General features: G+C 59.8%; 19 protein-coding genes and 1 pseudogene. 5 read left to right on the top strand and 15 right to left on the bottom strand.

Translation table 11 applies throughout. From position 1 onward, the window contains the following. Positions 1 to 27 precede the first annotated feature (27 nt). The 6 genes from AC07VO_RS04080 to hutC form a co-directional block, all read right to left on the bottom strand. The gene (locus tag AC07VO_RS04080; protein WP_018929181.1) at positions 28 to 858 is read right to left on the bottom strand and encodes a quaternary amine ABC transporter ATP-binding protein; all 831 of its coding nucleotides are present in this window, start codon (positions 856 to 858) and stop codon (positions 28 to 30) included. Continuing rightward, a complete protein-coding gene (locus AC07VO_RS04075) occupies positions 855 to 1,706 on the bottom strand; it encodes an ABC transporter permease (RefSeq protein WP_018929182.1) in 852 nt (283 codons plus the stop codon). The genes AC07VO_RS04080 and AC07VO_RS04075 overlap by 4 nt, the downstream gene beginning before the upstream one ends. Positions 1,707 to 1,776: 70 nt before the next feature. Then, the gene (locus tag AC07VO_RS04070; RefSeq protein ID WP_018929183.1) at positions 1,777 to 2,745 is read right to left on the bottom strand and encodes an ABC transporter substrate-binding protein; all 969 of its coding nucleotides are present in this window, start codon (positions 2,743 to 2,745) and stop codon (positions 1,777 to 1,779) included. A 170-nt stretch (positions 2,746 to 2,915) separates the two neighbouring features. After that, complete coding sequence (gene hutU, locus AC07VO_RS04065; protein WP_018929184.1) at positions 2,916 to 4,598, bottom strand: urocanate hydratase; 1,683 nt, start codon at positions 4,596 to 4,598, stop codon at positions 2,916 to 2,918. 450 nt (positions 4,599 to 5,048) lie between these two features. Continuing rightward, on the bottom strand, positions 5,049 to 5,618 hold the full coding sequence (locus AC07VO_RS04060) for a HutD/Ves family protein (RefSeq protein WP_018929185.1): 570 nt from the start codon (positions 5,616 to 5,618) through the stop codon (positions 5,049 to 5,051). A 12-nt stretch (positions 5,619 to 5,630) separates the two neighbouring features. Continuing rightward, the gene (gene hutC / locus AC07VO_RS04055) at positions 5,631 to 6,341 is read right to left on the bottom strand and encodes a histidine utilization transcriptional repressor HutC (protein ID WP_161793960.1); all 711 of its coding nucleotides are present in this window, start codon (positions 6,339 to 6,341) and stop codon (positions 5,631 to 5,633) included. A gap of 146 nt (positions 6,342 to 6,487) precedes the next feature. On the opposite strand from hutC, the gene AC07VO_RS04050 reads away from it, so the two are divergent. Next, entirely contained in the window at positions 6,488 to 7,852 is a 1,365-nt protein-coding gene (locus tag AC07VO_RS04050) for a formimidoylglutamate deiminase (protein WP_086944133.1), read from the top strand. Between the two features lie 62 nt (positions 7,853 to 7,914). Here the strand turns inward: AC07VO_RS04050 and AC07VO_RS04045 are convergent, their stop codons facing one another. Further along, complete coding sequence (locus AC07VO_RS04045) at positions 7,915 to 8,484, bottom strand: lipocalin family protein (RefSeq protein ID WP_064615892.1); 570 nt, start codon at positions 8,482 to 8,484, stop codon at positions 7,915 to 7,917. Between the two features lie 33 nt (positions 8,485 to 8,517). Then, positions 8,518 to 8,772 (bottom strand): outer membrane protein assembly factor BamE domain-containing protein, encoded by a 255-nt coding sequence (bamE, locus tag AC07VO_RS04040; RefSeq protein ID WP_018929189.1) that lies wholly within the window; start codon positions 8,770 to 8,772, stop codon positions 8,518 to 8,520. A gap of 284 nt (positions 8,773 to 9,056) precedes the next feature. Between bamE and AC07VO_RS04035 the strand changes: the two are divergent. Then, positions 9,057 to 10,091, top strand: a pseudogene (locus tag AC07VO_RS04035) (HAMP domain-containing protein); the annotation flags it as partial. A 93-nt stretch (positions 10,092 to 10,184) separates the two neighbouring features. Next, a complete protein-coding gene (locus AC07VO_RS04030) occupies positions 10,185 to 10,949 on the top strand; it encodes a methyl-accepting chemotaxis protein (RefSeq protein ID WP_370695245.1) in 765 nt (254 codons plus the stop codon). Positions 10,950 to 11,011: 62 nt separating this feature from the next. On the opposite strand, the gene AC07VO_RS04025 is transcribed toward AC07VO_RS04030, so the two are convergent. The 5 genes from AC07VO_RS04025 to AC07VO_RS04005 form a co-directional block, all read right to left on the bottom strand. Continuing rightward, positions 11,012 to 11,614 carry a DUF924 family protein gene (locus AC07VO_RS04025; protein ID WP_018929191.1) on the bottom strand — a complete coding sequence of 201 codons (603 nt, stop codon included), beginning with the start codon at positions 11,612 to 11,614 and terminating at the stop codon, positions 11,012 to 11,014. 3 nt (positions 11,615 to 11,617) lie between these two features. Then, the gene (locus tag AC07VO_RS04020) at positions 11,618 to 12,628 is read right to left on the bottom strand and encodes a class 1 fructose-bisphosphatase (protein ID WP_007933966.1); all 1,011 of its coding nucleotides are present in this window, start codon (positions 12,626 to 12,628) and stop codon (positions 11,618 to 11,620) included. Positions 12,629 to 12,872: 244 nt separating this feature from the next. Continuing rightward, entirely contained in the window at positions 12,873 to 14,240 is a 1,368-nt protein-coding gene (locus AC07VO_RS04015; protein ID WP_064615890.1) for a DUF3999 domain-containing protein, read from the bottom strand. Further along, positions 14,237 to 17,824, bottom strand: coding sequence for a DUF2339 domain-containing protein (locus AC07VO_RS04010; protein WP_086944134.1), 3,588 nt, complete (start codon positions 17,822 to 17,824; stop codon positions 14,237 to 14,239). Before AC07VO_RS04010 ends, AC07VO_RS04015 begins: the two co-directional genes overlap by 4 nt. 194 nt (positions 17,825 to 18,018) lie before the next feature. Continuing rightward, entirely contained in the window at positions 18,019 to 20,469 is a 2,451-nt protein-coding gene (locus tag AC07VO_RS04005) for a glycogen/starch/alpha-glucan phosphorylase (protein ID WP_064615887.1), read from the bottom strand. A gap of 259 nt (positions 20,470 to 20,728) precedes the next feature. On the opposite strand from AC07VO_RS04005, the gene AC07VO_RS04000 reads away from it, so the two are divergent. Beyond that, complete coding sequence (locus tag AC07VO_RS04000) at positions 20,729 to 21,169, top strand: YkgJ family cysteine cluster protein (RefSeq protein WP_026286653.1); 441 nt, start codon at positions 20,729 to 20,731, stop codon at positions 21,167 to 21,169. 125 nt (positions 21,170 to 21,294) lie between these two features. Here AC07VO_RS04000 and typA read toward each other — a convergent pair whose 3' ends face one another. Both typA and thiI read right to left on the bottom strand, forming a co-directional pair. After that, complete coding sequence (typA, locus tag AC07VO_RS03995) at positions 21,295 to 23,115, bottom strand: translational GTPase TypA (RefSeq protein WP_008028025.1); 1,821 nt, start codon at positions 23,113 to 23,115, stop codon at positions 21,295 to 21,297. Between the two features lie 139 nt (positions 23,116 to 23,254). Continuing rightward, positions 23,255 to 24,709 (bottom strand): tRNA uracil 4-sulfurtransferase ThiI, encoded by a 1,455-nt coding sequence (gene thiI / locus AC07VO_RS03990; RefSeq protein WP_026286654.1) that lies wholly within the window; start codon positions 24,707 to 24,709, stop codon positions 23,255 to 23,257. Positions 24,710 to 25,037: 328 nt separating this feature from the next. Here thiI and glnA point away from each other — a divergent pair, with 328 nt between their 5' ends. Continuing rightward, on the top strand, positions 25,038 to 26,444 hold the full coding sequence (gene glnA, locus AC07VO_RS03985) for a glutamate--ammonia ligase (RefSeq protein WP_018929197.1): 1,407 nt from the start codon (positions 25,038 to 25,040) through the stop codon (positions 26,442 to 26,444). Positions 26,445 to 26,517 lie beyond the last annotated feature (73 nt).

The following is a 26,517-nucleotide window of genomic DNA, read 5'->3' as shown; positions in this document are numbered from 1 at the left end:
GCTCCCTCGCCACAAAAACGATCAACCTCAAACCACTGCAGCCCGCCGCTGTACGAACCGGTCCACATACTCATCCGCCGGTGAATGCAGGATCTCTCGTGGCGTGCCGACCTGAATCAGCCGGCCATCCTTGAGAATCGCGATGCGATTGCCGATGCGCACGGCCTCGTCGAGGTCGTGGGTGATGAAGACGATGGTCTTGTGCAGGGTCTTTTGCAGTTCCAGCAACTGGTCCTGCATTTCGGCGCGGATCAGCGGGTCGAGGGCGCTGAAAGCTTCGTCCATCAGGATGATGTCGGTGTCCGCCGCCAGGGCGCGAGCCAGGCCCACACGCTGGCGCATACCGCCGGAAAGCTGATGCGGGTATTTGTTTTCGTAGCCCTTCAGGCCCACGGTGTTGATCCAGTGCAGTGCGCGCTCGGCGCACATCTGCTTGCTCTCGCCACGCACTTTCAGGCCGTAGGCGACGTTATCCAGCACGCTTTTGTGCGGCAGCAGGCCGAAGCTCTGGAACACCATGCTGATCTTGTGCCGGCGAAATTCGCGCAGGGCTTCCATGTCGTATTGCAGGATGTCCACGCCGTCCACCAGGATCGCGCCGCTGGTCGGGTCGATCAGGCGGTTGAAGTGACGCACCAGGGTCGACTTGCCGGAACCCGACAGGCCCATGATCACGAAGATCTCGCCGGTGCCGATGCTCAGCGACAGGTCATTCACGCCAACCACGCAACCGGTTTCGGCCAGTACCTGGTCTTTGGTTTTGCCCTGGCTAATCATGGCCAGCGCATCCTTGGAACGGTTGCCGAAAATCTTGAAGACGTTTTTGACTTCGATCTTGCTGATGGCTGCGTTGCTCATTTGCTCACCTCATGCCGTGCACGACCGTACGCCTGTGTAATGCGGTCGATCACCACTGCCAGAATCACGATCGCCAGACCGGCCTCAAGACCACGTCCGACGTTGAGGGTCTGAATCCCCACCAATACGTCTTCACCCAAGCCACGGGCACCGATCATCGAGGCGATCACCACCATCGACAGGGCCATCATGGTGGTCTGGTTGATCCCGGCCATGATGCTTGGCAGGGCCAGCGGCAGTTGCACGCCGAACAGTTGCTGCCAGCGGTTGGCACCGAAGGCGTTGATAGCTTCCATCACTTCACCGTCAACCTGGCGAATACCCAGATCGGTCAGGCGGATCAGCGGCGGCGCAGCGTAAATAACGGTAGCGAAAATCGCCGGGACCTTGCCCAGGCCGAACAGCATCAGCACCGGGATCAGGTACACGAAGCTCGGCATGGTTTGCATGATGTCCAGCAACGGCATCAACACCGAACGCAGGCGATTGCTGCGCGCAGAAAGAATGCCCAACGGAATGCCGATCAGCACCGAGATGACCGTCGCCACCATCATCAGCGCCAGGGTCTGCATCAGCTTGTCCCAGAGACCGACCGCGCCCACCAGGAACAGCAGGCCGACGATGACCGCCGTGGTCACGACTTTGCGGGTCGCGTGCCAGGCCACGCCCGCCACGATCGCCAGCATCAGCCACCAGGGCGCCGCACGCAGCAGCCCTTCAAGATTGACGATGGCCCACAGCAGGGTGTCAGAGATGCTGCGGAACACGTCGCCGTAGTTGGTGACCAGCGTATCGACCCAACCGTTGACCCAGTCGGCGATGGAAAAGGTAAAGCTTTCGGGAAACATAAGAGACTCTCAATCAAGGGGTTGCGATCAAGCATCCGACTGCCGTTGCCGACAGTCGGAGAGGCTCAACCTACAAGGCCGCGTCGATTTTCTTGGCTGCGTCTTCGCTCACCCACGCGTGCCAGACTTCAGGATGTTCCTTCAAGAAGATCTTGGCCAGTTTTGGCGACTCGATCCGCTCTTTGGCCATACGCCCCAGGTTCTGATTCAACAGGTCGATCGGCAGGTTGACCTTTTCCAGCACGGTCACCAGTTCCGGGGCCTGCTCGTGGAAAGTCTTGGAGAGGCCGACCTTGATGGTCACGCGCTTGTCGACACCCGGTTTTTCTTCCAGTTTGACCACGTCGATCTGGCCCATCAGCGGGGTTGGCGACCAGTAGTAGAAAAGGATCGGCTCGCCACGCTTGTAGCTCGACAGCACCGCCGCATCCAGCGCCGGGCCGGTGCCTGGACGGAAGTTGGTGTAGCTGTTTTCCAGGCCGTAGCTTTTCAGCATTTCGCTGTTATCCAGCTCGCAGGTCCAGCCGGCCGGGCAATTGTAGAAACGCCCTTTGGATGGCTCTTCGGCGTCCTTGAATACCGCGGAATATTTAGCCAGGTCGGCAATGTTTTTCAGGTCCGGCGCCTTGGCTTCCAGTTTGCGCTTGGCGTCGCCTTCGATCACGTAGCGCGGCACGTACCAGCCTTCGACGGCACCCACCACCGGAGCGCCGACACCGACGACCTTGCCGGCCTTCTCGGCCTTGTTCCAGACTTCGCTGCGGCCGACCCACTCTTCGGCGAACACTTGGATGTCGTTGCTGCTCAGGGCGTTTTCCATGGTGATGGAGTTGCCCGGCAGGCTGTCGGTCTTGCAGTCGTAGCCTTTCTCCAACACGACTTGCAGCACGTCGGTCAGCAGCATGGCGCTTTCCCAGTTCAGGCCGGCGAATTTCACCGGTTTACCCGATTCGCACCAGCCAGCCGCCTGGGTAGCACCGGCACTGGCCAGCAGGCCCATGGAAAGCAAAGTGGTCAGCAGGGTCTTGTTCGATTTCATTGTGTGACGCTCCTAATCATGAGTTGGCTTACGGCAGTCAAGAGGCATCCAGCCCTGTCCACGTCCAATCAGGCCTGCGCTACGCGCGACCCGCCCCGCTTATTGTTGGGTCTGCAACATCGTGATCTCTGCAGGAGCAGCCGCGACAGCTCCTGCAGTGGTCTTTTCTCTTATTTGCCGGTGATCATCGGCAGGTTCAGCCCCTGTTCCTTGGCGCAGTCGATCGCGATCTGGTAACCCGCATCGGCGTGACGCATGACACCGGTGGCCGGGTCGTTGTGCAGCACGCGAGCGATACGCTCGGCCGCTTCGTCAGTACCGTCGCAGACAATCACCATGCCCGAGTGCTGGGAGAAGCCCATGCCGACGCCGCCGCCGTGGTGCAGGGAAACCCAGGTCGCGCCGCTCGCGGTGTTCAGCAGAGCGTTGAGCAGTGGCCAGTCGGACACGGCGTCGGAACCGTCCTGCATCGATTCGGTTTCGCGGTTCGGGCTGGATACGGAGCCGGAGTCCAGGTGGTCGCGACCGATCACGATTGGCGCGGACAATTCACCGCTACGGACCATTTCGTTGAACGCCAGACCGAGCTTGGCGCGCAGGCCCAGGCCAACCCAGCAGATACGTGCCGGCAGACCCTGGAAGCTGATGCGCTCGCGAGCCATGTCCAGCCAGTTGTGCAGGTGGGCGTCGTCCGGGATCAGTTCTTTGACTTTAGCGTCGGTCTTGTAGATGTCCTGCGGGTCGCCCGACAGCGCAGCCCAACGGAACGGGCCGATGCCACGGCAGAACAGTGGACGGATGTAAGCCGGTACGAAACCCGGGAAGTCGAATGCGTTTTCCACACCTTCTTCTTGCGCCATCTGACGGATGTTGTTGCCGTAGTCGAACGTCGGCACGCCCATTTTCTGGAAGTCCAACATCGCTTTAACGTGCACGGCCATCGATTGCTTGGCGGCCTTGACCACGGCAGCAGGTTCGGTCTTGGCGCGAGCGCGGTATTCGTCCCAGGTCCAGCCGGCCGGCAGGTAGCCGTTGAGCGGGTCGTGGGCGCTGGTCTGGTCGGTGACCATGTCCGGGCGCACGCCACGACGGACCAGTTCCGGGAGGATTTCCGCAGCGTTGCCCAGCAGGGCGATGGAGATCGCCTTGCCTTCGGCAGTGTATTTGGCGATACGGGCCAGGGCGTCGTCGAGGTCTTTGGCTTGCTCGTCGACGTAACGGCTTTTCAGACGGAAATCGATACTCACTTGTTGGCATTCGATGTTCAGCGAGCAAGCGCCGGCCAGAGTTGCAGCCAGAGGTTGAGCGCCGCCCATGCCGCCGAGGCCTGCGGTCAGGACCCAACGACCTTTCAGATCATCGTTGTAATGCTGGCGACCGGCTTCGACGAAGGTTTCGTAGGTGCCTTGAACGATGCCCTGGCTGCCGATGTAGATCCAGCTGCCGGCGGTCATCTGGCCGTACATGGCCAGGCCCTTGGCGTCGAGTTCGTTGAAGTGCTCCCAGTTCGCCCAGTGGGGTACCAGGTTGGAGTTGGCAATCAGAACGCGTGGTGCGTTGCTGTGGGTCTTGAACACGCCGACCGGCTTGCCGGATTGCACCAGCAGGGTCTCGTCGTCGTTCAGGTTGGTCAGGCTTTCGACGATCTTGTCGTAGCATTCCCAGTTACGTGCCGCACGACCGATACCACCGTAAACCACCAGTTCTTTAGGGTTCTCGGCGACTTCCGGGTCGAGGTTGTTCATCAGCATGCGCAGCGGCGCTTCAGTCAGCCAGCTCTTGGCGGTCAGCTTGTTACCGCGGGCAGCACGGATTTCAACGTCACGAAACTTAGTAGGTTTATTCTCAGTCACGAAAAGAACTCCTCAGCAATCAATCCAAACCAACCCAGGTAGTGGGCGAGCAAGCCGATGGGCATCAGTGCACATCAGCGAATCAGTGGACGATGGTTGAGTCTTCGTGACTCATACACATACGTCTTTACTTGTACATACAAGCATATGCAATCAAGCGGCCAACTTGTTGAATGAGCATCCAAGAAAATTTCTTACAGGGCTGGAAAGCGCCTGGATCAAGGGTTCTGGCGTAAGTGAAATTTTTCGCGGGGATTTATTCGGGGACGTGCCGGTTGTTACTTGAGCATGGTTTTGCGCCACACTGGGGCGTTCGGTAACAAATTGGTGCGCGATGGGGAACGGATTTGCGAGGACGAAAAGCATCGCGGGCAAGCCTCGCGCCCACAAGATTGTCATCGACCTTATGGGAGCGAGGCTTGCCCGCGATAGAGGCGACTCGATATTGGATCAGCGTGCAGTCAGCTCAATGACACAGCACGAACCATTGAGGGCGACGTCCTGCAGACCGACGTTACCGTCCAGTTGCAGGCAATCATGGCGACCGAGTTGCGATGCTTTGTTACCGACCTTCACTTCCAGCGCTTCACTGACACTGAACACCAGCAGAGTCCCGGCTTCACTAAAAAACCGCTGCTTGCCTTCCAGCCACTGCAACCGCGCACTGTAACGATCCGGTGCATAAATCAGGTTGAAGTCGCGAATCGGCCCACCGAGCAATGCGCAGGACACGTGACTCTCGCCATTGAAAGCAAACGGGTCGAGCGGTAACAACGCCCGCGTATCCAGGCCATCGACGCGCAAGGTCATGCCCTCGCCTTGCAGTACGGTGATCACCCGCTCATAACCGGCAAAGGTGGAAAAACCGCCCGACTCGCCGATGTCGGCAATCGACAAGCGCCAACCAAAACCATCAAGACCTATCCCCGTATCACGGGTGATTTCTTCAGTGCTGCCGCCGCCGTTCTTCCACGGCATGCGCGGGTAATCGGCCGCGCGTAATACCTTCAACTGACTCATTTATGGCTCTTTTTATTTGTGGAACCGTCCTTCCAGACGATGACGGGAACCGGGGTGGATCAAGCGGGCGGCGGTCACCGGCTGACGGCCGGACCAGGTGCGGCGACGAATCAGCAGGCACGGTTCGCCCTTTTCAATCTGTAGCAGCTTGCATTCGGATGGCTCGGCAAGAATCGCTTCGACCACATGCTCGCCCTCGGTCAACGGCGCGACCTGATTCAGATAGGCGTAAGGCGTTTGCAGGGTGAAGTCTTGCTTGAGGTAATCCGGCGCCACCAGCGCGTTGACGAAACGGTCTTCGATTTGCACCGGGATATCGTTTTCGAAATGCACGATCAGCGAGTGGAACACCTTCTGGCCTTCGCGCATGTCCAGGGCCAGGGCCCGCTCGGAACCGGCGGCCTCTTCTTCGAGGGTGATCACCTTGCACGTGTGACGATGACCACGGGAGGCGATCTCGTCGGCGATGTTGTGCACTTCAAACAGCGCAGACTGACTTTTCGGCTCGGCGACGAACGTTCCGACGCCTTGCATACGCACCAACAGGCCGTCGGCAGTCATCTCACGCAGGGCGCGGTTGATGGTCATGCGGCTGAAACCCAGCTGGTTGACCAGTTCGCTTTCCGACGGAACGCGGTAGTGCGGCGGCCAGTTTCCACTGTCGATTTGCTGGGTGATCATCTGTTTTACGCGGGCGTACAAGGGCGCCGGACTGTCGCCCATGTTCGCGGCCAACGGGGAGACTGGAGGCGGAGTCGGCACGGTTAATCCTTGTTCATTTGGTAGAGGTTGCTAGCTTGCCGGAGTTTACCGAGCAGGCAAACGTCTGTATATGTATATACAAATAACACACGATGGGGTGCTGAACCATGTCCGCCTTCTTTGCCGAACGCGCGCTGCTGCCTAGTGGATGGGCCAACAATGTACGTCTTGAAGTCAACGCCGATGGCGTGCTGACCCATATCCAGGCCGATTCCCACGCAGATGGCGCCGAACGGTTGAGCGGTCCGCTGCTGCCGGGAATGCCGAATTTACACTCCCACGCCTTCCAGCGGGCCATGGCCGGCCTGGCGGAAGTGGCGGGTAATCCGAATGACAGTTTCTGGACCTGGCGCGATCTGATGTATCGGCTCGTCGGAAAAATCAGCCCGGACCAACTCGGCATTATCGCCCGACAGCTGTACATCGAAATGCTCAAGGCCGGCTACACATCGGTCGCTGAATTTCATTACGTCCATCACGACAATAATGGCCAGCCGTATGCGGACCCGGCCGAACTGGCACTGCGCATCAGCCAGGCCGCCAGCTCTGCCGGTATCGGTTTGACCTTGCTGCCGGTGCTCTACAGCCATTCCGGTTTTGGCGGACAGACCCCGAACGAAGGCCAGCGCCGCTTTATCAACAGCACCGAAAACTACCTGAAGCTTCAGTCGCGTTTGCAGCCGATTCTGGCGCAGCAACCGGCGCAGTCGCTCGGCCTGTGTTTCCACTCGTTACGCGCGGTCACACCGCAGCAGATCAGCGAAGTGCTGACAGCCAGCGACAAGCAGTGCCCGGTGCACATTCACATCGCCGAGCAGCAGAAGGAAGTCGACGACTGCCTTGGCTGGAGCGGTCGCCGTCCGCTGCAATGGCTGTACGAAAACACCGAAGTCGATCAACGCTGGTGCCTGGTCCACGCCACCCACGCCAACCCGGAAGAAGTCACGCTCATGGCCAAGAGCCGCGCCATCGCCGGCCTGTGCCTGACCACTGAAGCCAACCTCGGCGACGGGATTTTCCCGGCGGTGGACTTCCTGGCGCAGGGCGGGCGCATGGGTATCGGTTCCGACAGCCATGTATCGTTGAGCGTGGTGGAAGAATTGCGCTGGCTGGAATACGGCCAGCGTCTGCGCGATCAGCGGCGTAATCGGTTGTATGGCGCAAATCAGCCTATGGTCGGCCGCACGCTGTACGACGCCGCGCTGGATGGCGGCGCCCAGGCGTTGGGGCAGCCAATCGGCGCCCTGGAAGTCGGCAAGCGCGCGGATTGGTTGGTGCTGGACGGCAACGATCCGTACCTGGCGACGGCCAGTGGCGACGGGATTCTCAATCGTTGGCTATTTGCCGGTGGCGATCGCCAGGTGCGGGATGTGCTGGTCAATGGCCAGTGGGTCGTGCGCGATGGGCGGCATGCCGACGAGGAAGAGAGTAACCGGGCATTCACCCAAGTCCTGCGCGATCTCTTGGGCTGACGCAAAAAAAAACTGTGGGAGCGAGCCTGCTCGCTCCCACAGTTTTTGCTCTTCGGTGACCGTTAGTTCGAGGTCTTGGCCATCTTGGCATCCGACGTACGCCAGATCAGTCGCGTCGTGTCATAGCCCTGCTGACGCGCCCTGCTCAGCAGTTCTTCACGCACTACGCCATTGACCGTCGGGGTCCGTGACAGCAGCCAGAGATGATGGCGGCTCGGGTCGCCGACAATTGCGGTCTTGTAGTCATCGCTGACGTACAACACCCAGTATTCTCCCTTCGACACACCGGGTATCAATCGCGAGAACCAGGTGTCGAATTCAACCCACAGCTTGTCGGCCTTGCCGACTTCCTGTGGATAAGCCCTGCCCTTGGCCTCTTCCCATTGCCATTGCGAAGTCAGGCAGCGGTTCAGCACCGCCATCTCACCGTCAGGCTTGAGGCTGTAATGGGCTTCGGATTGCGCACAGTTACGCTGGAAATACACCGGCAGACGCGCCAATTCGTACCAGGTTCCCTGGTAGCGCTTGAGGTTGACACTATTGACGGTCTTGGGCGCCAACGGATCTACGCCAGAAGAGGCGCAGCCGGCCAATACCAGGCCGGCAAAAAGAACGATCAGGAACCGCTTCATTATTTTTTTCTCCCGTGGGCGAAAAGCCCCGGTTTACTTCAGGCCTTGGCCCGAAAACATCAGCACTTTGTCACCGGCATACTGCACGCTGATAAAGCTGTTTTTGTCGCCCCAGGTGCAGCTGGACATGCCGAGTGCGCCCGAGCAATCGGTGGGTTTGCCCAGCAAGGTTTCAACCTGAGCCTTGGGCATGCCGGTCGACAGCTTCGAATAATTTTCCTGATTGATCTTGCTGCACGCGGCCAACAGCACGCAGAACGAGAGCAAGGCGATAGAACGCAGCGACATGGTGTAACTCCTGGAGCGGAAGAGAGGTGGCATGTTGCCAACCAGAAGCTTAGAAGAGAAAACCCTAATCTGGTTCCCCGACCGTCCGCCTATTTATTAGGCCACTCGTCAGCCTTTTACCGATAAATCAGCCCCTTTCTCAGGTCATTGGGTATTTCGTCGGTTTTCGTCAATACCCGCCTAATCTTTGGCGCTGGCCAGTCGACATAAAAGCAGCGCCAAGCCCTCGACTGTGGCAAATTGACGCCCCTTTGCTGACCAGCCACTGCGCGGTAGATCATTTAATGACCAGAAACATGAAATTCAGCCACAAGATCTTGTTGGCAGCCGCTCTCGTGGTGGCCGTTGCATTCGCCTGTTTCATCCTGTTCAACGATTACCGCCAGCGTCAAACCCTGCGCAGCAGTACCGAGTCCTCGATGCAGGAACTCGGCAGCCTGACCACCAGCAACATCCAGACCTGGCTGGAAAGCCGCATCCAATTGCTGCAATCGCTGTCCCAGCAGATCGCCGTGGACGGCAGCGCCCCGGCCAATCTCAAACGCGCCATCGACCTGCCGGCCTATACCAGCAACTTCCAGCTGAGCTACTTCGGCGGCACCGATGGCGTGATGTTCTCGATCCCGGCCGGCAACCGCGCCGCGGACTACGACCCTCGCGCCCGTGGCTGGTACAAGGCAGCCAACAACGCGCAACAGACCATCGTCACCGAACCCTACATCGCGGCGTCGTCGGGCAAACTGGTGATCACCGTGGCCACGCCGGTGAAGTACCAGAGCCAGATGATTGGCGTCGCCGGCGCGGATATCGACCTGTCCAGCGTCAGCGCGATCATCAACTCGCTGAACTTCGGCGGTCATGGCCATGCGTTCATTGTCAGCGCCGACGGCAAGATTCTGATCCACCCGGACAGCAAACTGGTGCTCAAGAACCTGGCCGACGCCTACCCCAACGGCGCGCCGAAAGTCAGCCCGGGCCTGAAAGAAGTCGAACTGGACGGTAAAACCCAGTTCATCTCCTTCACCCACGTTAACGGTGTGCCGTCGGCGGACTGGTACGTGGCGCTGGTTCTGGATCAGGAAACCGCGTTCTCGATGCTCAGCGAATTCCGCACCTCGGCGATCATCGCCATGGTCATCGCCGTGGTGATCATCATTGCGCTGCTGAGCATGTTGATCCGCGTGCTGATGCAGCCTCTGCTGATCATGGGCCGCGCCATGCATGACATCGCCGAGGGCGAAGGCGACCTGACCAAACGCCTGACCATTCATGGCCAGGACGAATTCGGTGCTCTGGGCACCTCGTTCAACCGTTTCGTCGAGCGTATCCATACCTCGATCCGCGAAGTATCTTCGGCCACCGGCCAGGTCAACGAAGTTGCCCTGCGCGTAGTGGCGGCCTCGAACTCGTCAATGTTCAACTCCGATCAACAGGCCTCGCGCACCAGCAGCGTCGCGGCAGCGATCAACCAGCTCGGTGCCGCCGCCCAGGAAATCGCCCAGAACGCCGCCCTCGCCTCGCAACATTCGAGCGACGCACGCAGCCTGGCCGAAGAGGGTCAGCAGGTAGTGGATAAAACCATCGCCGCGATGCACCAGCTTTCGGCAAAAATCAGCGATTCGTGCGGCAACATCGAAACCCTGAACAGCAACACGGTGAACATCGGACAGATTCTGGAAGTGATCACCAGCATCTCGCAACAGACCAACCTGCTGGCCCTCAACGCGGCCATCGAAGCTGCCCGTGCCGGTGAAGCCGGCCGTGGTTTTGCCGTGGTGGCCGACGAAGTACGCAACCTCGCCCACCGCACTCAGGATTCGGCGCAGCAAGTGCAGAAGATGATCGAGGAGCTGCAAGTTGGCGCCCGGGAAGCGGTCAGCACCATGACCGACAGCCAGCGCCAGAGCGAAAGCAGCGTCGGCATCGCCAACCAGGCTGGCGAACGCCTGGGCAGCGTGACGCAGCGCATCGGTGAAATCGACGGGATGAACCAGTCGGTGGCTACCGCGACTGAAGAACAGACCGCCGTGGTGGAATCGATCAACGTCGACATCACCGAGATCAACACGCTGAACCAGGAAGGCGTGGAGAACTTGCAGTCGACTTTGCGTGCGTGTGCCGATCTTGAGCAGCAAGCGGCGCGGTTGAAGCAGTTGGTGGGTAGTTTCCGGATCTAAGGCGCTCTCACCGGCCTCATCGCGGGCTTGCCCGCGATGCCGGCATCAGCAACAACGAAAAGCTAGAAGCGCGATCCTGGCCCCGAAAGAAACTCCAGCTCCTCAGCCGTAGACTCACGCCCCAACACCGCATTGCGATGGGGAAACCGCCCAAATCGCGCAATGATCTTCTGATGCCGTTCGGCGTAATCCAGGTTGCTGGCAAACACCGCCCGATCCGCCTCGGGTTGCTGTTCAACCAGATCGAGAAACCGCGAAACCGCTTCGTTCTGCACCGCCAGGTTTTCGCAGTGTTCGAACACCAGATAGATAAAAACCCGCTGGATCGGTCGCAGTTGCCGATCGAAATCCGCGGCAATGCCTTGCGCCACCAGTGCCTGGGCCCTGACGTCGCCGGAAAAGGATTTGGGTGTGTCGCGAAAGATCATTCGCGGCAATTGATCGAGCAACAGCACCAGGGCCAGCCAACCTTCGGGGCGTTGCGCCCATTCGGTCAATCCGCCGGCCAGTGCCTGCTCGACCAGATCCCCGAAACGCATCCGCGCTTCGAGGTCCTGACTGTCACGCTTGCCGAACCATAACTTGCCCTTGTCAGCCGCTATTTCGTTGGGTGATTCGAAAGATCCAAACCACCATTCGAGTAACGGCTGCCAGGGCGCGGTCATGTTTTATTCCTTGTGGTAAGCCGTGACGCGGGCAACTTCTTCTTTCGAACCGAGGAACACCGCAACACGCTGGTGCAGGCCTTCCGGCTGGATGTCGAGGATGCGCTGGTGGCCGTCAGTGGATGCGCCACCCGCTTGCTCCACCAGGAACGACATCGGGTTGGCTTCGTACATCAGGCGCAGTTTGCCCGGCTTCGACGGCTCGCGGCTGTCGCGTGGGTACATGAACAGACCGCCGCGGGTCAGGATGCGGTGCACGTCGGCCACCATCGCGGCGACCCAACGCATGTTGTAGTTTTTCTTCAGCGGGCCTTCATCGCCAGCCAGCAATTCGTCGACGTAACGCTGTACCGGCGCTTCCCAGTGACGCTTGTTGGACGCGTTGATCGCGAATTCCTGCGTGGACTCCGGAATCGTGATGTCTTCATGGGTCAGTACGAAGCTGCCCATTTCACGATCCAGGGTGAAGCCTTTGACGCCATTGCCCAGGGTCAGCACCAGCATGGTCTGTGGACCGTAAATCGCGTAACCGGCGGCAACCTGCTGAGTGCCTGGCTGCAGGAAGGCCTTTTCGTTCAAAGGCTCGTTCTGGGTCAGGTATTCGTTCGGGCAACGCAGCACCGAGAAGATCGTACCGACCGGCGCGTTGATGTCGATGTTCGACGAACCGTCCAGCGGGTCGAACACCAGCAGGTACGCGCCTTTCGGGTATTTGCCCGGGATCTGGTAGGCATTGTCCATTTCTTCGGATGCCATGCCGGCCAGGTGACCGCCCCATTCGTTGGCTTCGAGCAGGATGTCGTTGGACATCACATCAAGCTTCTTCTGCACTTCACCTTGGACGTTTTCAGTGCCCATGCTGCCCAGGACACCACCCAGGGCGCCTTTGGAAACGGCGTGGCTGATTTCCTTACAGGCACGCGCCACCACTTCGATCAGGAAACGCAGATCGGCAGGAGTGTTGTTGCTGCGGGTCTGCTCAATCAAATAGCGACTCAGGGTAACGCGGGACATGGACGGCTCCGGAGGAATGGGGGGCTAAAAACCCGCGCAGTTTAACGCGAGTCGGGGCGCATTTCCTCCTATCAGACGTGATACACCCAATAGAGTTCATGCGCGGGGTTGAGCGTAGTTCGAAATGGGCCGCGATTGGGCGCCAGTTTCGATATTTTTGCTGGCAGGAAGGACGTCTTCGCGGGCAAGCCTCGCCCCTGCAGGAGCGGCTTGCCCGCGATCTGGCGCGCAGCGCCAGCCATCCTCAGGATTTAGCAGCAGGCTTGCGCAGCAAACTGAACGCCATCCCTCCCAGAAACAGCACACTGAGCAGCAACACCGCCCACAACCCGATCTTTTTCCAGTTCGTGCCCAGCACAGTTGGCGCTGTCGCCACCGGGGTCACCACGGCCCCGCCGTCCACCGTCGCCTTGCCCAGCGTCGCCAGCTTCGCCGCGCTGTAATCGGGAATCAGCGTCGACAATGGCAAGCTTGCAGCCTTCACCGTCGCACTTCCCAGCGCCAGCGTATAAGGCCCGGCACCGCGCGCCAGGAACACCAATTGCGTGGAGCGCACGGCATACCGCACGGTGGGTGCTTCGGCACCCAGGCCACCGCCGCGTTCATCCACCGTCAGTTTCAATTGCTGCACGGTCTGGCCCGACAACTGCAATTCGTTCTGCACCACATCCTGGCCATTCTGGGTCAGGCGATAGAGCAAACCGTTGGTCAGCGGTTGCCACGGCAGGCTGGTCTCCCGGCGCCCCGACAACGTTACCGGTGCCAGGCTGTTGGGCTGATTCAGCTCGACCTGCAAGCGCTGGACGTTCAACCCCATCGGCAATTGCCAGATGTACTCACCGGCCTTCACGCTGCTGCCGGCCAAGGGTTGCGACCAGACCAACGGCAGCGGCAAGGTGCGAGGGTTGGTGCTTTCCAGCTGCGCCGAGGTCAGCACTGGCGCCGACTGAGGCGAATTCCAAAGCAAACGCAGATAGCGCGCCGATTGCCCCGGCAGGCCGACTTCATGTTGCTCGACCCGTTCGTCGGCAAACGTCAGACGCGCCACCTGCCCTTCACCCCACGACTGCCAATGCTGCAAATCGTTGCTGGCCTCGATGCTGAAACGCTGGAAGCCGTCGCGTTCACTGGTCCAGTCGAGGATTAATTGCTGCAACGGCGCCTTGATGCCGCTGGCATCGAGTAACCAGCCGCGCAGCTCTTCTTCGCCCGCCTCCAACTGGCTGGACGGCTGCACTTCGATCAACGTGCCGTTGGTGTTCGATTGCACCCGTACGCTCGGCGTGCGTTCGCTGGCATCCGCCGAGTTGTACAACGGGAACCACTTTACGTCGGTCAGCGTGCGGTTTTCGTGGGTCTGCGCAGGCTCTCGGGCCAGAGCGTACGCCTGAGGCTCACCGGCGGCGTTGAACACACGCACATCGCTGAGATCGGTTTGCCGCGCGTTCAGTTGCACGCCCAAGGGCAATTCCAGGCGATACCACGGGCCCTCGCCGCTCACAGACAATGGCACCTGCGTGGCGAAGTCCGCAGGTTTTTCCTGCGCGCCAGCCGACAGTGTCACCCCCAGCACAACAGCAGCCCACCAGCCCAGGTTCAGCTTCTGACTCAAGATGACACTCCTTCGGTTTCAGGGGCCGGTTTTTCAGCACCCGGCACGGCTTCGGCACGCTTGGGTGGCAGCGGGGCGAAATAGCCCACCACCAACAGCAACACGCCAACGCCGATAAACGACACGATCCGCGCCAGCCCGCCGCGGTTACTCAATTCAACGAAGAACAGCTTGGCAACCACCAGCGCGATCAGCCCTGCGCCGATCAGCCAGACTTCACGGCGGTGACGCAGATGCCCACCGATCATCAGACTCAGGGCCATCAGGGTCCAAACGATGGACAGGCCGGCCTGCACCAGCATCGATTCAAGCAGCAGATCCAGCGCGAACGGCACGCCACCCCAGTGGTGGGCCGCGCGCATCACCAGCGCGGTAAAGAAGGCGAACAGTGAAACACCGGCAATCACCTGCGTGGCGTTATCGGTGTAATCCTTGCGGATCGCCAGTTGCGTGACTGCGTTGCGGGACCAGACATAAACGCCGAACAGGGCGAACAACAGGCCCAGCTCCAGCGGGTTGATCAGTGGCACATAGGGCAACGGCTCGGCGGTGCCGTCGCTGGCCATGTTCGCCAGCCAGAACCAGCCGAGCATCAACAACGCCAACGGCGCGGCGGCATAGACCCGGTACTCGCGGGGATAAGCCGACACTGGCCATGGCCACGCGCGCGGTGCGGCCATCAGCACCAGATACAGGCTCGGCAGAATCGCCCAGCCCAACCAGCGCCAGGCGTTGTACTGCTCCGACAACAGCAGCAAGCCATAACGCAGCTCCAGGGCCAACACGCCGATCAATAGCCAGCAACCGAGTACATGGGCGGTGCTCTGGGCTTTTTCGGGCAGCATCGACGCCAGACGCTGCAACGAGATGAAATGCACGACGAACACCGCGGCCCAAACCAGCCAGCCGAAGTTGGCGGCCGGGTGATAACGCGAATGCCAGGCCGCGAGCAACACCAGACCGGCGGCGGGAATCAGCAAGGTGCAGAGCAAACCCAGCGACGACCACTTCAGGCGCAGCGCCAGCACCGCCCACAGCGCCACACTCACCGCCGCGACCGCCAGCAGCAACGTCGCTTGCAGGTTCACAGGCGCAAAACGCAGCACTTCGCTGATCCACGCCAGTGCCCACCAACCCGTGCCCCACACCAGCAACACTTCGGACAAGCGCTGCAGGCTCAACACATCGAAAGCCGAAGCATGGTTGCCTAGCTGCAAACGCCAGGCCCCGACAAATGCCGCCAGTCCCAGCACCAGCGGTGTCCAGAACCCGCTATGCGCCAACGGTCGCAACCCTTCGCTGAGCAGCGGCCCGAGCAGGTCTGGCCCGGCGAACAGGAACGCTACGCCGCCGATCACCTGCAACAGCAAACCAAAGACAAAACTCACACGCTGCTTCAGGTACAGACTCAGCCAGATGATGAACAAACCACTGGCCGCCCACACCGCACTCGCGGTTTGCCACGGCAACACGAACAGCACCGCCAGGTTGATCAGCACCAGACCGGCCAATAGCACCACCGACAAGCCACGCAGCAAACGTACGTCACTGCGCACCATTTCGTCCCGGGCCGCCAACAACATGCCGGTGATCAGTGCCAGCCCGATCAAGGATGCGCTGAGCAAACCGCTCCAGCCGGCGCTGAATACCGCAGCCGAGTCTCCGCTCGCCCCTCGCAGCCGCACCAGGAACAACGCACCGCCGAGCAGTTGCACGGCGAACGCACTGAACAGGAACGCCCGCGATTGCAGGCGCAGGCCGACGAACAGCGTCGCCAACCCGGCCAGCGCCCAACTGATCGCCGTGCCGTGAGTGAAGAAAAACAGCGGCGCCAGCAGATAGAGGAACGTCAGGCCCAGGCAGGCCAGCACCGGCAACCCCTGGCGTTCCCACGGCAACGCCTGTTCAGGCAACGCTTTGCGTAATTGGTAGAAGCTGAACAGCAGCGCCACGCCGAGCATCAGCGCCCCCAGCGGCGCACCGTCGAGCAGGCTGCTCTCGCCGCTGCGCAATTCGCTGATAAAAGCCAACGCCGAGCCCAATTGCAGCAGCAAGGCAAAGGCCCGCGCCAGCGGCCGTCGTTGACGCAGGCCGAGCCAGAAAATCCCCGCGCCTTCCACCGCCCAGGCTGCGGCAGTCCAACGCGCATCAAGCCCCAGAGGGATCGCCAGACTGGCGAAGATCACCCCCAGCGCCAGACAGGTTTCGGCCAGCAACAGTGCCCGGCCCCCCATCAGCAACCGGGCCAGCCCCATGTAAATCATGCCCAGGGCCAAGGCGCTGAAGGCCGCGGCAAATTCAAAGTGCTCCACCAGCGCGAACTGCAGACCGAAGCCCACCAACGGTGGCGCGAACAGCATCATGCCGTCGACGTAATCGCCCTTGTGCGCCGACCAGCGCAGCAGCGCTTCACGGCTGTCGTCCTCGGGCGCGTCGCTCATTTCCAGCAACTTGCGCCGGGTGAACAACAAACCGATGGCCAGGTACATCAGGAAGAACAGAATCAGGAACGGCTCGGTACTCCACAGCAGCTCCGGTCTATAGGAGCGCAGGCCCCAGGCAAAGCCGATGCCGAAGGTGCCGACAAACCCGATCAGGTTGAGCAGCCGCCAGGCCTTGAACCACGCGATGGCGAGGATGCCAGCGTTGAGCAGGGCGAAATAGCTGAACAGCGCGACGTGATTGCCGGCGCCGGTGGAGGTCAGGATCGGCGCGGCGAAACCGCCCAACGCGGCAGCGGCGGCCAGGCCCAAAGCATTTTGGGTAATGGCGAGAATCGCCGAGAACACCGTCACCACCACCAACAGGCCCAATGCTGCCTTGGGATCAAGCAACGGATGCAGACGCATCGCGGCAAATACCGTCAGGTACAACACCGCGATCCCGGTGCCTTGCAGCATCAGCGCGTAGTTGCTGTTGCGCAGTCTCAGCCACCAGCCCAGGGCGAGCAGGCCCAAGGCCGCCGCCGCGACACCGGCGTAGCGCAACTCGATCGGCACCACCATGCCTTCGGTGGCATAACGCAACAGGAAAGCCAGGCCGAGGAACAACAGCATCACGCCGACCCGCAATACGGTATTGCCGCCGAACAGCCAATTGCGTGCGCCGCTGATGGCGCGCTCGATGAAGTTCGGGCCGCGCGGCTCGGCCGGTTGCTGCGGTTCGCGGGCGACCGGCTCGGGCTGCCAGACATCGGCGGGCAACGGACGACTGGTTTCGGCAGCGGCCGCGGTGATGGGTTCGAATTCGGGGGGTAGCTCCCAGACCAGCTCCGTGGGTGCGACAGGGGCTTGCTCAAGAATGACTTCAGGCGACTCAGCGGGTTCGCTGACAACCGGTTCGCCTGGTTCAGGTGCCTTGGCACCCGACACTTCCAGCAACGCCAGTCGCTGCTCGACCGCATTCAGCGCAACCTGAGCCTGATCGAGTAAACGTCGCTGCTCGGCCGTTTGAGTGCTCAAGCGGCCGATACGCATGGCCTGGCCGAGACCCAGCCCGAGCAAAGCGCCCAACAGCGCCTCGCTGAACGACTCGTCAAGAATCCAGCCCAGCAGCAGCCCAATCAGCATTAACATCCATTGCATGGTCGATATCCCTAAGCGGCCCCGTGGCGGGGCTGATCCGTGCGATACAGCCTCTGGCTCAGTCTAGTGAGCAGACACCCGGAGTCCAGTGTGGGAGCGGCGGTGCGCCGCCCCCACACTGGGGTCAAGTTGGCGCTTAGTATATCGATGAGGCCCAACGGACGTTGGGCCTTGCGCACATTTGTTGCTAAAAATTACTCCAAAGCTTTCCAGATATCCGTTGCGTACTCGCGAATGGTCCGGTCGGACGAGAACCAGCCCATCCGCGCGGTGTTCAATACCGCCGAGCGCCACCACTCTTTCGAGTCGTGCCAGTGAGCTTCGACCCGCATCTGTGCGTTCCAGTAAGAGTCGAAATCGGCGCAGACCAGGAAGCGGTCGTAGTCCACCAGCGAATCGATCAGCGCGGTATAACGGGACGGATCGTCTGGTGAGAACACCCCGCTGCGAATCGCTTGCAGCACGTCGTTGAGCCGATGGGAGGCGGCGATGTCCGGCGCGGCGTTGAATTCATGGTTACGCTTGCGCGCTTCCACTTGCTGGGCGCTGAGACCAAAAATAAACATGTGCTCGGCACCGATGCGCTCGCACATTTCCACGTTGGCCCCGTCCAGGGTACCGATGGTCAGCGCGCCGTTGAGGCCGAATTTCATGTTACTGGTGCCCGAGGCTTCGAAGCCGGCAGTGGAAATCTGCTCCGACAAGTCCGCCGCCGGAATGATGCTCTCGGCCAGGCTGACGTTGTAGTTGGGCAGGAACACCACTTTGAGCAAGCCGCGCACCGTCGGGTCGTTGTTGACCACCCGCGCAATGTCGTTGGTCAGCTTGATGATCAGCTTGGCTTGGTGATAACTGGCCGCCGCCTTGCCGGCGAAGATTTTCACCCGCGGCACCCAGTCGGTTTCCGGCTCGGCACGAATCGCCTGATACAGCGCGACGGTGTGCATCAGGTTAAGCAACTGACGCTTGTATTCGTGGATCCGCTTGACCTGCACATCGAACATCGCCGCCGGATTGACCGCGATCCCCAGCCGCTCATGAATCAGGTACGCCAGGGCTTTCTTGTTGTGCAGCCGCTGTTCGGCGAACTGCTTGCGAAATGCAGTCTTCTCGGCAAACGGCTCCAGCGCGAGCAAGCGCTCCTCGGGGTTGTCCAGCAGATTCGGGCCGAGGGCGTCGACCAGCATGGAGGTGAGTTCGGGGTTGGCCTGATAGAGCCAGCGGCGGAAGGTAATGCCATTGGTCTTGTTGTTGATCCGGTCCGGGTAAAGCTTGTGCAGCTCGGAGAACACCGTGCTGCGCATCAGCTGCGTGTGCAGGCCGGACACGCCATTGACGCTGTGGGAACCCAGGAATGCCAGGTTACCCATGCGCACGCGGCGACCGTTGTCTTCCTCGATCAGCGAAATCGCACGCAGCACGTCGAAATCGTGAACACCTTTGGCTCGCAACGAGTCGATGTGCTGGGCGTTGATCAAGTAAATGATCTGCATGTGCCGGGGCAGCATCCGTTCCATCAGACTGACCGGCCAGGTTTCCAGCGCTTCCGGCAACAGCGTGTGGTTGGTGTACGACAGCGTGTCGACCGTGATCTGCCACGCCGCATCCCACGCCACGTCATAGACGTCGACCAACTGACGCATCAGTTCGGCCACGGCGATCGAGGGGTGAGTGTCGTTGAGTTGAATGGCGGCGTGATCGCCCAGGGTCAGCACCGAGGTGTGCATGTTGCGATGGCGACGCAACAAGTCCTGCAAGGACGCGGAGACGAAGAAATATTCCTGGCGCAGGCGCAACTCCTGGCCGGCCTCGTTGCTGTCCGCCGGGTAAAGCACGCGGGAGATACTTTCTGCCCAGGCCACTTCCGCGACCGCGCCCAAGTGGTCGCCCGCGTTGAAGCGCTCCAGATGCAATTCTTCCATGGCCCGGGCGCGCCACAGCCGCAGGGTGTTGACGCTTGCACCACGCCAACCGACCACCGGGGTGTCGTAGGCGATGGCCCGCACGGTTTCCGACGGAGACCAGACTTGCCTGGACTTGCCGGCTTCATCGGTCACGGTTTCGACACTGCCGCCGAAACCGATCGGGTAGGCCACCTCTGGTCGTTCGAACTCCCACGGGTTGCCGAAGTCCAGCCAGTGTTCGGTCTGCTCCTGCTGCCAGCCGTCGACGATGGCCTGGCGGAACAAACCGTGTTCGTAACGAATGCCATAACCATGGCCGGCGATGCCGAGGGTCGACATGCTTTCCATAAAGCATGCCGCCAGACGTCCGAGGCCACCGTTGCCCAGTGCCGCATCGGGCTCCAGCAGACGGATGCGTTCGATGTCGACCCCCAGTTCGGTCATGGCCTCGCGGGCTACATCGAGCAAGCCGAGGTTGCTCAGGCTGTCGTAGAGCAAGCGACCGATAAGAAATTCAAGGGAAAGGTAATAAACGCGTTTCTGGCCTTTGCGGTAGATCTGCCGGGTGTGGTCCATCCAGTGCTCGACCATGTGATCACGCGCCGCCAGGGCAATGGCTTCGAACCAGTCATGGTCGAAGGCGTGATCCGGGTCTTTGCCCACCGCGTAAGTGAGCTTGGTCAAGACGGCGTCGCGGAATGCGGCCACCTCTGCTTCGCGAACAAGTGGTTCTTGAGTCATCGATAAGACCTCGAGCGAGCGTGAAGTTGTCTGAGCCTAGTCGGTCTGACAGACCGTAGAGACTCTGGTTCGGCAGTTTTTCCTGTTAGTACGAGATAGATCGACATTACGTTGTCGTGGGCCAGAAACAATGCAGGGGCCGTGCCGGACACAGGACTATTTTGCGACAAGCAAAAAAAATCTGGCGAAAGGTTGTTCAAAAATCCACCAGTCCCGGTATGATCGCGCGCCCTGATGCACACGCTGGTAACAACCGATGATGAAGCCCAACCTGATCGCCGCCGCGGAAATCGATCGCCTCGATACCTGGGCCAAGTACTCTGCCCCAATGTGCGGCTCGTGCATGTCCAGCTGCTGCACGCTGCCGGTCGAGGTCAAGATCAAGGATCTGATCCGTATCGGCATCGTCGACGAATTCGAACTGGGCGATCCACCCAAGAACATCGCCAAGCGCTTGCAGAAGGAAGGGATTGTCGAGCGCTACAACCAGAAGTCCGAGATCTTCACCCTCCAGCGCATGAGCAACAACGATTGCCTGTACCTGGATCGTAAAAGCCGTTTGTGCACTATTTATGATAAGCGCCCGGACACCTGCCGCAACCACCCGAAGATCGGACCGCGGCCAGGGTATTGCGCGTACAAGCCTAAAGAAGTGGTGCGCGAGACCAGCAGCTCCAGCCGCACCCTCGAAAAGTTTTAAAACCGCCTCGATCCCCGTAGCAGCTGTCGAACGCAGCCTCGCAGGCTCGGCAGCTGCTACAGCCAGACAAACAAAAACGCCCCCGGCCTTTCGACCGGGGGCGTTTTCATTCAGCCTGAGTTAACTCAGTTCTTGGCTTTCTTGGCAGCGCGGGTACGCTCGCCTTCGTCCAGGATCTTCTTACGCAGGCGGATCGACTTAGGTGTCACTTCGCACAGCTCGTCATCCTGGATGAATTCCAGGGCCTGTTCCAGAGTGAAGCGAACAGGTGGAACCAGGGCGATGGTTTCGTCTTTACCCGAAGCACGCATGTTGTCGAGCTTCTTGCCTTTGGTTGGGTTGACGCCCATGTCGTTGTCACGGCTGTTCAGACCAACGATCTGACCGTTGTAGATCTCTTGACCGTGCTCAACGAACAGCTTGCCACGCGCCTGCAGGGTTTCCAGGGAGTAGGTCAGCGCCTTGCCGGTTTCTACCGATACCAGAACACCGTTCTGACGACCGGACATGTCGCCGGACTTCATGGTGTCGTAGCGATCGAAGATCGAGGTCAGGATGCCAGCACCGTTGGTCAGGGTCAGGAACTGGTTACGGAAACCGATCAGACCGCGAGCAGGGATGTTGTACTCCAGACGAACACGGCCTTTGCCATCCGGCACCATGTTGGTCAGGTCGCCTTTACGCAGGCCCATCTCTTCCATGACCTTGCCCTGGGATTCTTCAGGGGTGTCGATGGTTACGTTTTCGAACGGTTCCTGCTTCACGCCGTCAACTTGACGGATGATCACTTCCGGACGACCAACGCCCATTTCGAAGCCTTCGCGACGCATGGTTTCGATCAGTACCGAGAGGTGCAGCTCACCACGGCCGGAAACCTTGAACTTGTCAGCCGAGTCGCCTTCTTCAACGCGCAGTGCAACGTTGTACAGCAGCTCTTTGTCCAGACGCTCCTTGATGTTACGGGAAGTCACGAACTTGCCTTCTTTACCGCAGAAAGGCGAGTCGTTTACCTGGAAGGTCATGGAAACGGTTGGCTCGTCAACGGTCAGAGGCTTCATCGCCTCGACGTTGTCCGGCTGGCACAGGGTGTCGGAGATGAACAGCGAGTCCATACCGCTCACGCACACGATGTCACCGGCAAACGCTTCTTCAACGTCGATACGGTGCAGGCCGTGGTGACCCATCAGCTTCAGGATACGACCGTTACGCTTCTTGCCGTCGGCGCCAATGGCCACGACTGGAGTGTTCGGCTTGACGCTACCACGAGCGATACGGCCAACACCGATAACACCCAGGAAGCTGTTGTAGTCCAGTGCCGAGATTTGCATCTGGAACGGGCCTTCACGGTCAACTTTAGGAGCCGGTACGTTGTCGACGATCGACTGGTACAACGGGGTCATGTCTTCAGCCATGTCGGTGTGGTCCAGACCGGCGATGCCGTTCAGGGCCGAGGCGTAGACGACTTTGAAGTCCAGCTGTTCTTCGGTAGCACCCAGGTTGTCGAACAGGTCGAAGATCTGGTCCAGAACCCAGTCCGGACGCGCGCCTGGACGGTCAACCTTGTTGATGCACACGATTGGACGCAGGCCGGCTTCGAACGCCTTCTTGGTCACGAAACGGGTTTGCGGCATAGGGCCGTCTTGAGCGTCAACCAGCAGCAGAACGGAGTCGACCATCGACATTACGCGTTCAACTTCGCCGCCGAAGTCGGCGTGGCCCGGGGTGTCCACGATGTTGATGTGGTAGCCGTTCCAGTTGATGGCGGTGTTTTTCGCCAGAATGGTAATACCGCGCTCTTTCTCCTGGTCGTTGGAGTCCATCACGCGCTCGTCGTTGAGCTCGTTGCGTTCCAGGGTGCCGGATTGACGCAAGAGTTTGTCTACCAGGGTGGTTTTACCATGGTCAACGTGGGCAATGATGGCGATGTTGCGTAGATTTTCGATCACTTGTGTATCTCGATCAGAGGATTCGGTGTGCTGACAAGTCTTGGCAGCGATTAACAGTAGCGTCCGTACAAGCCGTTACAACTTGACGGTGGCATCGGGGGGCCGGTGACGCAGGCCACAGGCAAACAGCCCCGGGCACTTAGCTCGGTCGATAAACGCGCACATTGGCATGCCCCTCACTGAGCAAATGGTGGGCATGCAGGCGACTCATCACGCCTTTGTCGCAATACAGCAGGTACTGGCGAGTAGGGTCCAGTTCCTTGAAACGAGCGTTCAGTGCATAAAACGGCATCGTCTGTACCTCGATACCAGGAAGCTCCAGCGGGTCGTCTTCGGCGGCATCCGGGTGACGGATATCGATGATGATCTGGCCCGCCAGCGCTTCGCTGACTTCTTCAATCTGCAAGTCCTGGCCCAATTCGTCGATCACCCGATCGATCGGCACCAGTTTGGCGTTCTCGAGCGCGCGCTCAAGGACTGCCATGTCGAATTCTTTCTCTTCGTGCTCCACGCGGTAGCGCTTGGCCGCCGTCTTCGGATTGACCGAGATGACCCCGCAGTACTCCGGCATGTGCCGGGCGAAATCGGCGGTGCCGATCTCGTTGGCCGTGTCGATGATGTCCTGCTTGTGACTGGCGATCAGTGGACGCAAGACCAGCTTGTCGGTTACGCAGTCGATCACGGACAGGTTCGGCAACGTCTGGCTCGACACCTGGGAGATCGCCTCACCCGTGACCAGCGCTTCGATGTGCAGTCGATCGGCAATTCGGGAAGCAGCGCGCAACATCATACGCTTCAAAACTACACCCATATGACTGTTATCGACTTTCCCGAGAATTTCTCCCAGAACTTCCTCGAACGGCACACTGACAAATAACACGCGTTGGGAGCTGCCGTACTTCTTCCAGATGAAGTGCGCGACTTCCATGACGCCCAATTCGTGGGCGCGTCCGCCCAGGTTGAAGAAGCAGAAGTGGCTCATCAGCCCGCGGCGCATGATCTGGTAGGCCGCAACGGTGGAATCGAAGCCGCCGGACATCAGTACAAGCGTCTGTTCCAGGGCCCCGAGCGGATAACCGCCGATGCCGTTGTGCTGGCTGTGGATCACGAACAACCGTTGGTCGCGAACTTCGATACGGACTTCGATTTCGGGCTTTTTCAGGTCGATCCCGGCGGCACCACACTGACGGCGCAACTGGCTGCCGACATATTTCTCGATGTCTATCGAACTGAATGGGTGCTTGCCGGCGCGCTTGCAGCGCACCGAGAAAATCTTCCCGGCCAGCGCATCGCCGTAGTGCTGCTTGCACTTCTCGACGATGTCGTCGAAGTCGCCCAGCGGGTACTCGTCGATCTGCAAAAAGTGCGCGATGCCCGGCGTGCAAGTCAGGCGCTCGCCCATCTCTTTCAGGACCTTGGGGTCGCTGACGCGGGTTTCCAGCTCGAGATTGTCCCACACACCGTTCACCACCACGGCCGGGTCCAGGTCGCGGAGCACGGTACGGATGTTTTTGGCCAACTGGCGGATGAAACGCATCCGTACCGGGCGGCTCTTGATGGTGATCTCGGGGAAGACTTTTACGATTAGTTTCATGAAAACAGCGCGCGCAGGGCCAGCCGAAAAAGGGGGGCGCGGATTATAGCGGAAATTGCTCAAGGTTTAACCAGTTAATGTGCAGAAGGTTTTGCATGCACCAAAACAGGTCATTTATGGAAATCGACGCTACATTACAGGGCGATATTTTGCGCTTTATGGTGCGCCGCCCCCTTGCAAGCGTGATATTGGGGCAAAAAACCCATGATGAGGCACTGGCATGCAATTTGCTCCCTTGTGAGGCAGGTTGCCATGGCAGAGTATTCGCGCCGGCATCACCCACATTTAAGGGCATCCATTACTAGCCCTAAGCCACCCGGAGGACACTATGTCGAAGTCGGTTCAACTCATCAAAGATCATGACGTCAAGTGGATTGATCTGCGCTTCACGGACACCAAAGGCACTCAGCACCACGTGACCATGCCGGCTCGCGATGCGCTGGATGAAGCTTTCTTCGAAGAAGGCAAAATGTTCGACGGTTCCTCCATCGCTGGCTGGAAAGGCATCGAAGCTTCCGACATGATCCTGATGCCGGACGACACCACTGCCGTTCTCGACCCGTTCACCGAAGAGCCGACCCTGATCCTGGTTTGCGACGTGATCGAGCCTTCGACCATGCAAGGCTACGACCGTGACCCACGGGCGATCGCCAAGCGTGCCGAGGAATACCTGAAGTCGACCGGTATCGGCGACACCGTATTTGTGGGTCCAGAGCCTGAGTTCTTCATCTTCGACGAAGTGAAGTTCAAGTCCGACATCTCTGGCTCGATGTTCAAAATCTACTCCGAACAAGGTTCGTGGATGTCCGACCAGGACGTGGAAGGCGGCAACAAAGGCCACCGTCCAGGCGTCAAAGGCGGCTACTTCCCGGTTCCGCCGTTCGACCACGACCACGAAATCCGTACCTCCATGTGCAACGCCATGGAAGAAATGGGCCTGACCATCGAAGTTCACCACCACGAAGTGGCGACTGCCGGTCAGAACGAAATCGGCGTGAAGTTCAACACCCTGGTTGCCAAGGCTGACGAAGTTCAGACCCTGAAATACTGCGTACACAACGTAGCTGACGCATACGGCCGCACCGCGACCTTCATGCCTAAGCCGCTGTACGGCGACAACGGTTCGGGTATGCACGTTCACCTGTCCATCGCCAAAGATGGCAAGAACACCTTCGCTGGCGAAGGCTATGCCGGCCTGTCCGACACCGCTCTGTACTTCATCGGCGGTATCATCAAGCACGGTAAGGCTCTGAACGGCTTCACCAACCCGTCGACCAACTCCTACAAGCGTCTGGTCCCAGGTTTCGAAGCTCCAGTGATGCTGGCCTACTCGGCTCGCAACCGTTCCGCTTCGATCCGTATTCCTTACGTGTCCAGCCCTCGCGCTCGCCGTATCGAAGCCCGTTTCCCGGATCCAGCAGCTAACCCGTACCTGGGCTTCGCTGCACTGTTGATGGCTGGCCTGGACGGCATCCAGAACAAGATCCACCCTGGCGATGCAGCTGACAAAAACCTGTACGACCTGCCGCCTGAAGAGGCGAAAGAGATCCCACAAGTTTGCGGCAGCCTGAAAGAAGCCCTGGAAGAGCTGGACAAAGGTCGTGCGTTCCTGACCAAAGGCGGCGTTTTCAGCGACGACTTCATCGACGCTTACATCGCTCTGAAAAGCGAAGAAGAAATCAAGGTTCGTACCTTCGTACACCCACTGGAATATGAGCTGTACTACAGCTGCTGATCCGGTAGCGCTGCACTACGCAGCGTGACAAAAGAGAGGCCTCCTTCGGGAGGCCTTTTTTGTGGGCGAACGT

This window comes from Pseudomonas sp. GW821-FHT03E01 (assembly GCF_059420765.1).
Note: the sequence above shows the minus strand (reverse complement) of the source record. Positions and strands in the feature narration are given on the sequence as shown.

What these genes read in the sequence shown, in the direction of transcription:
- AC07VO_RS04005 (WP_064615887.1), bottom strand. Translation starts at nt 20,469, where the DNA reads ATGACTCAAGAACCACTTGTTCGCGAAGCAGAGGTGGCCGCATTCCGC.
- AC07VO_RS04050 (WP_086944133.1), top strand. Translation starts at nt 6,488, where the DNA reads ATGTCCGCCTTCTTTGCCGAACGCGCGCTGCTGCCTAGTGGATGGGCC.
- AC07VO_RS04080 (WP_018929181.1), bottom strand. Translation starts at nt 858, where the DNA reads ATGAGCAACGCAGCCATCAGCAAGATCGAAGTCAAAAACGTCTTCAAG.
- AC07VO_RS04060 (WP_018929185.1), bottom strand. Translation starts at nt 5,618, where the DNA reads ATGAGTCAGTTGAAGGTATTACGCGCGGCCGATTACCCGCGCATGCCG.
- hutC (WP_161793960.1), bottom strand. Translation starts at nt 6,341, where the DNA reads ATGGGCGACAGTCCGGCGCCCTTGTACGCCCGCGTAAAACAGATGATC.
- AC07VO_RS04030 (WP_370695245.1), top strand. Translation starts at nt 10,185, where the DNA reads ATGTTCAACTCCGATCAACAGGCCTCGCGCACCAGCAGCGTCGCGGCA.
- AC07VO_RS04025 (WP_018929191.1), bottom strand. Translation starts at nt 11,614, where the DNA reads ATGACCGCGCCCTGGCAGCCGTTACTCGAATGGTGGTTTGGATCTTTC.
- thiI (WP_026286654.1), bottom strand. Translation starts at nt 24,709, where the DNA reads ATGAAACTAATCGTAAAAGTCTTCCCCGAGATCACCATCAAGAGCCGC.
- glnA (WP_018929197.1), top strand. Translation starts at nt 25,038, where the DNA reads ATGTCGAAGTCGGTTCAACTCATCAAAGATCATGACGTCAAGTGGATT.
- bamE (WP_018929189.1), bottom strand. Translation starts at nt 8,772, where the DNA reads ATGTCGCTGCGTTCTATCGCCTTGCTCTCGTTCTGCGTGCTGTTGGCC.
- AC07VO_RS04000 (WP_026286653.1), top strand. Translation starts at nt 20,729, where the DNA reads ATGAAGCCCAACCTGATCGCCGCCGCGGAAATCGATCGCCTCGATACC.
- AC07VO_RS04045 (WP_064615892.1), bottom strand. Translation starts at nt 8,484, where the DNA reads ATGAAGCGGTTCCTGATCGTTCTTTTTGCCGGCCTGGTATTGGCCGGC.
- AC07VO_RS04075 (WP_018929182.1), bottom strand. Translation starts at nt 1,706, where the DNA reads ATGTTTCCCGAAAGCTTTACCTTTTCCATCGCCGACTGGGTCAACGGT.
- AC07VO_RS04070 (WP_018929183.1), bottom strand. Translation starts at nt 2,745, where the DNA reads ATGAAATCGAACAAGACCCTGCTGACCACTTTGCTTTCCATGGGCCTG.
- AC07VO_RS04020 (WP_007933966.1), bottom strand. Translation starts at nt 12,628, where the DNA reads ATGTCCCGCGTTACCCTGAGTCGCTATTTGATTGAGCAGACCCGCAGC.
- AC07VO_RS04010 (WP_086944134.1), bottom strand. Translation starts at nt 17,824, where the DNA reads ATGCAATGGATGTTAATGCTGATTGGGCTGCTGCTGGGCTGGATTCTT.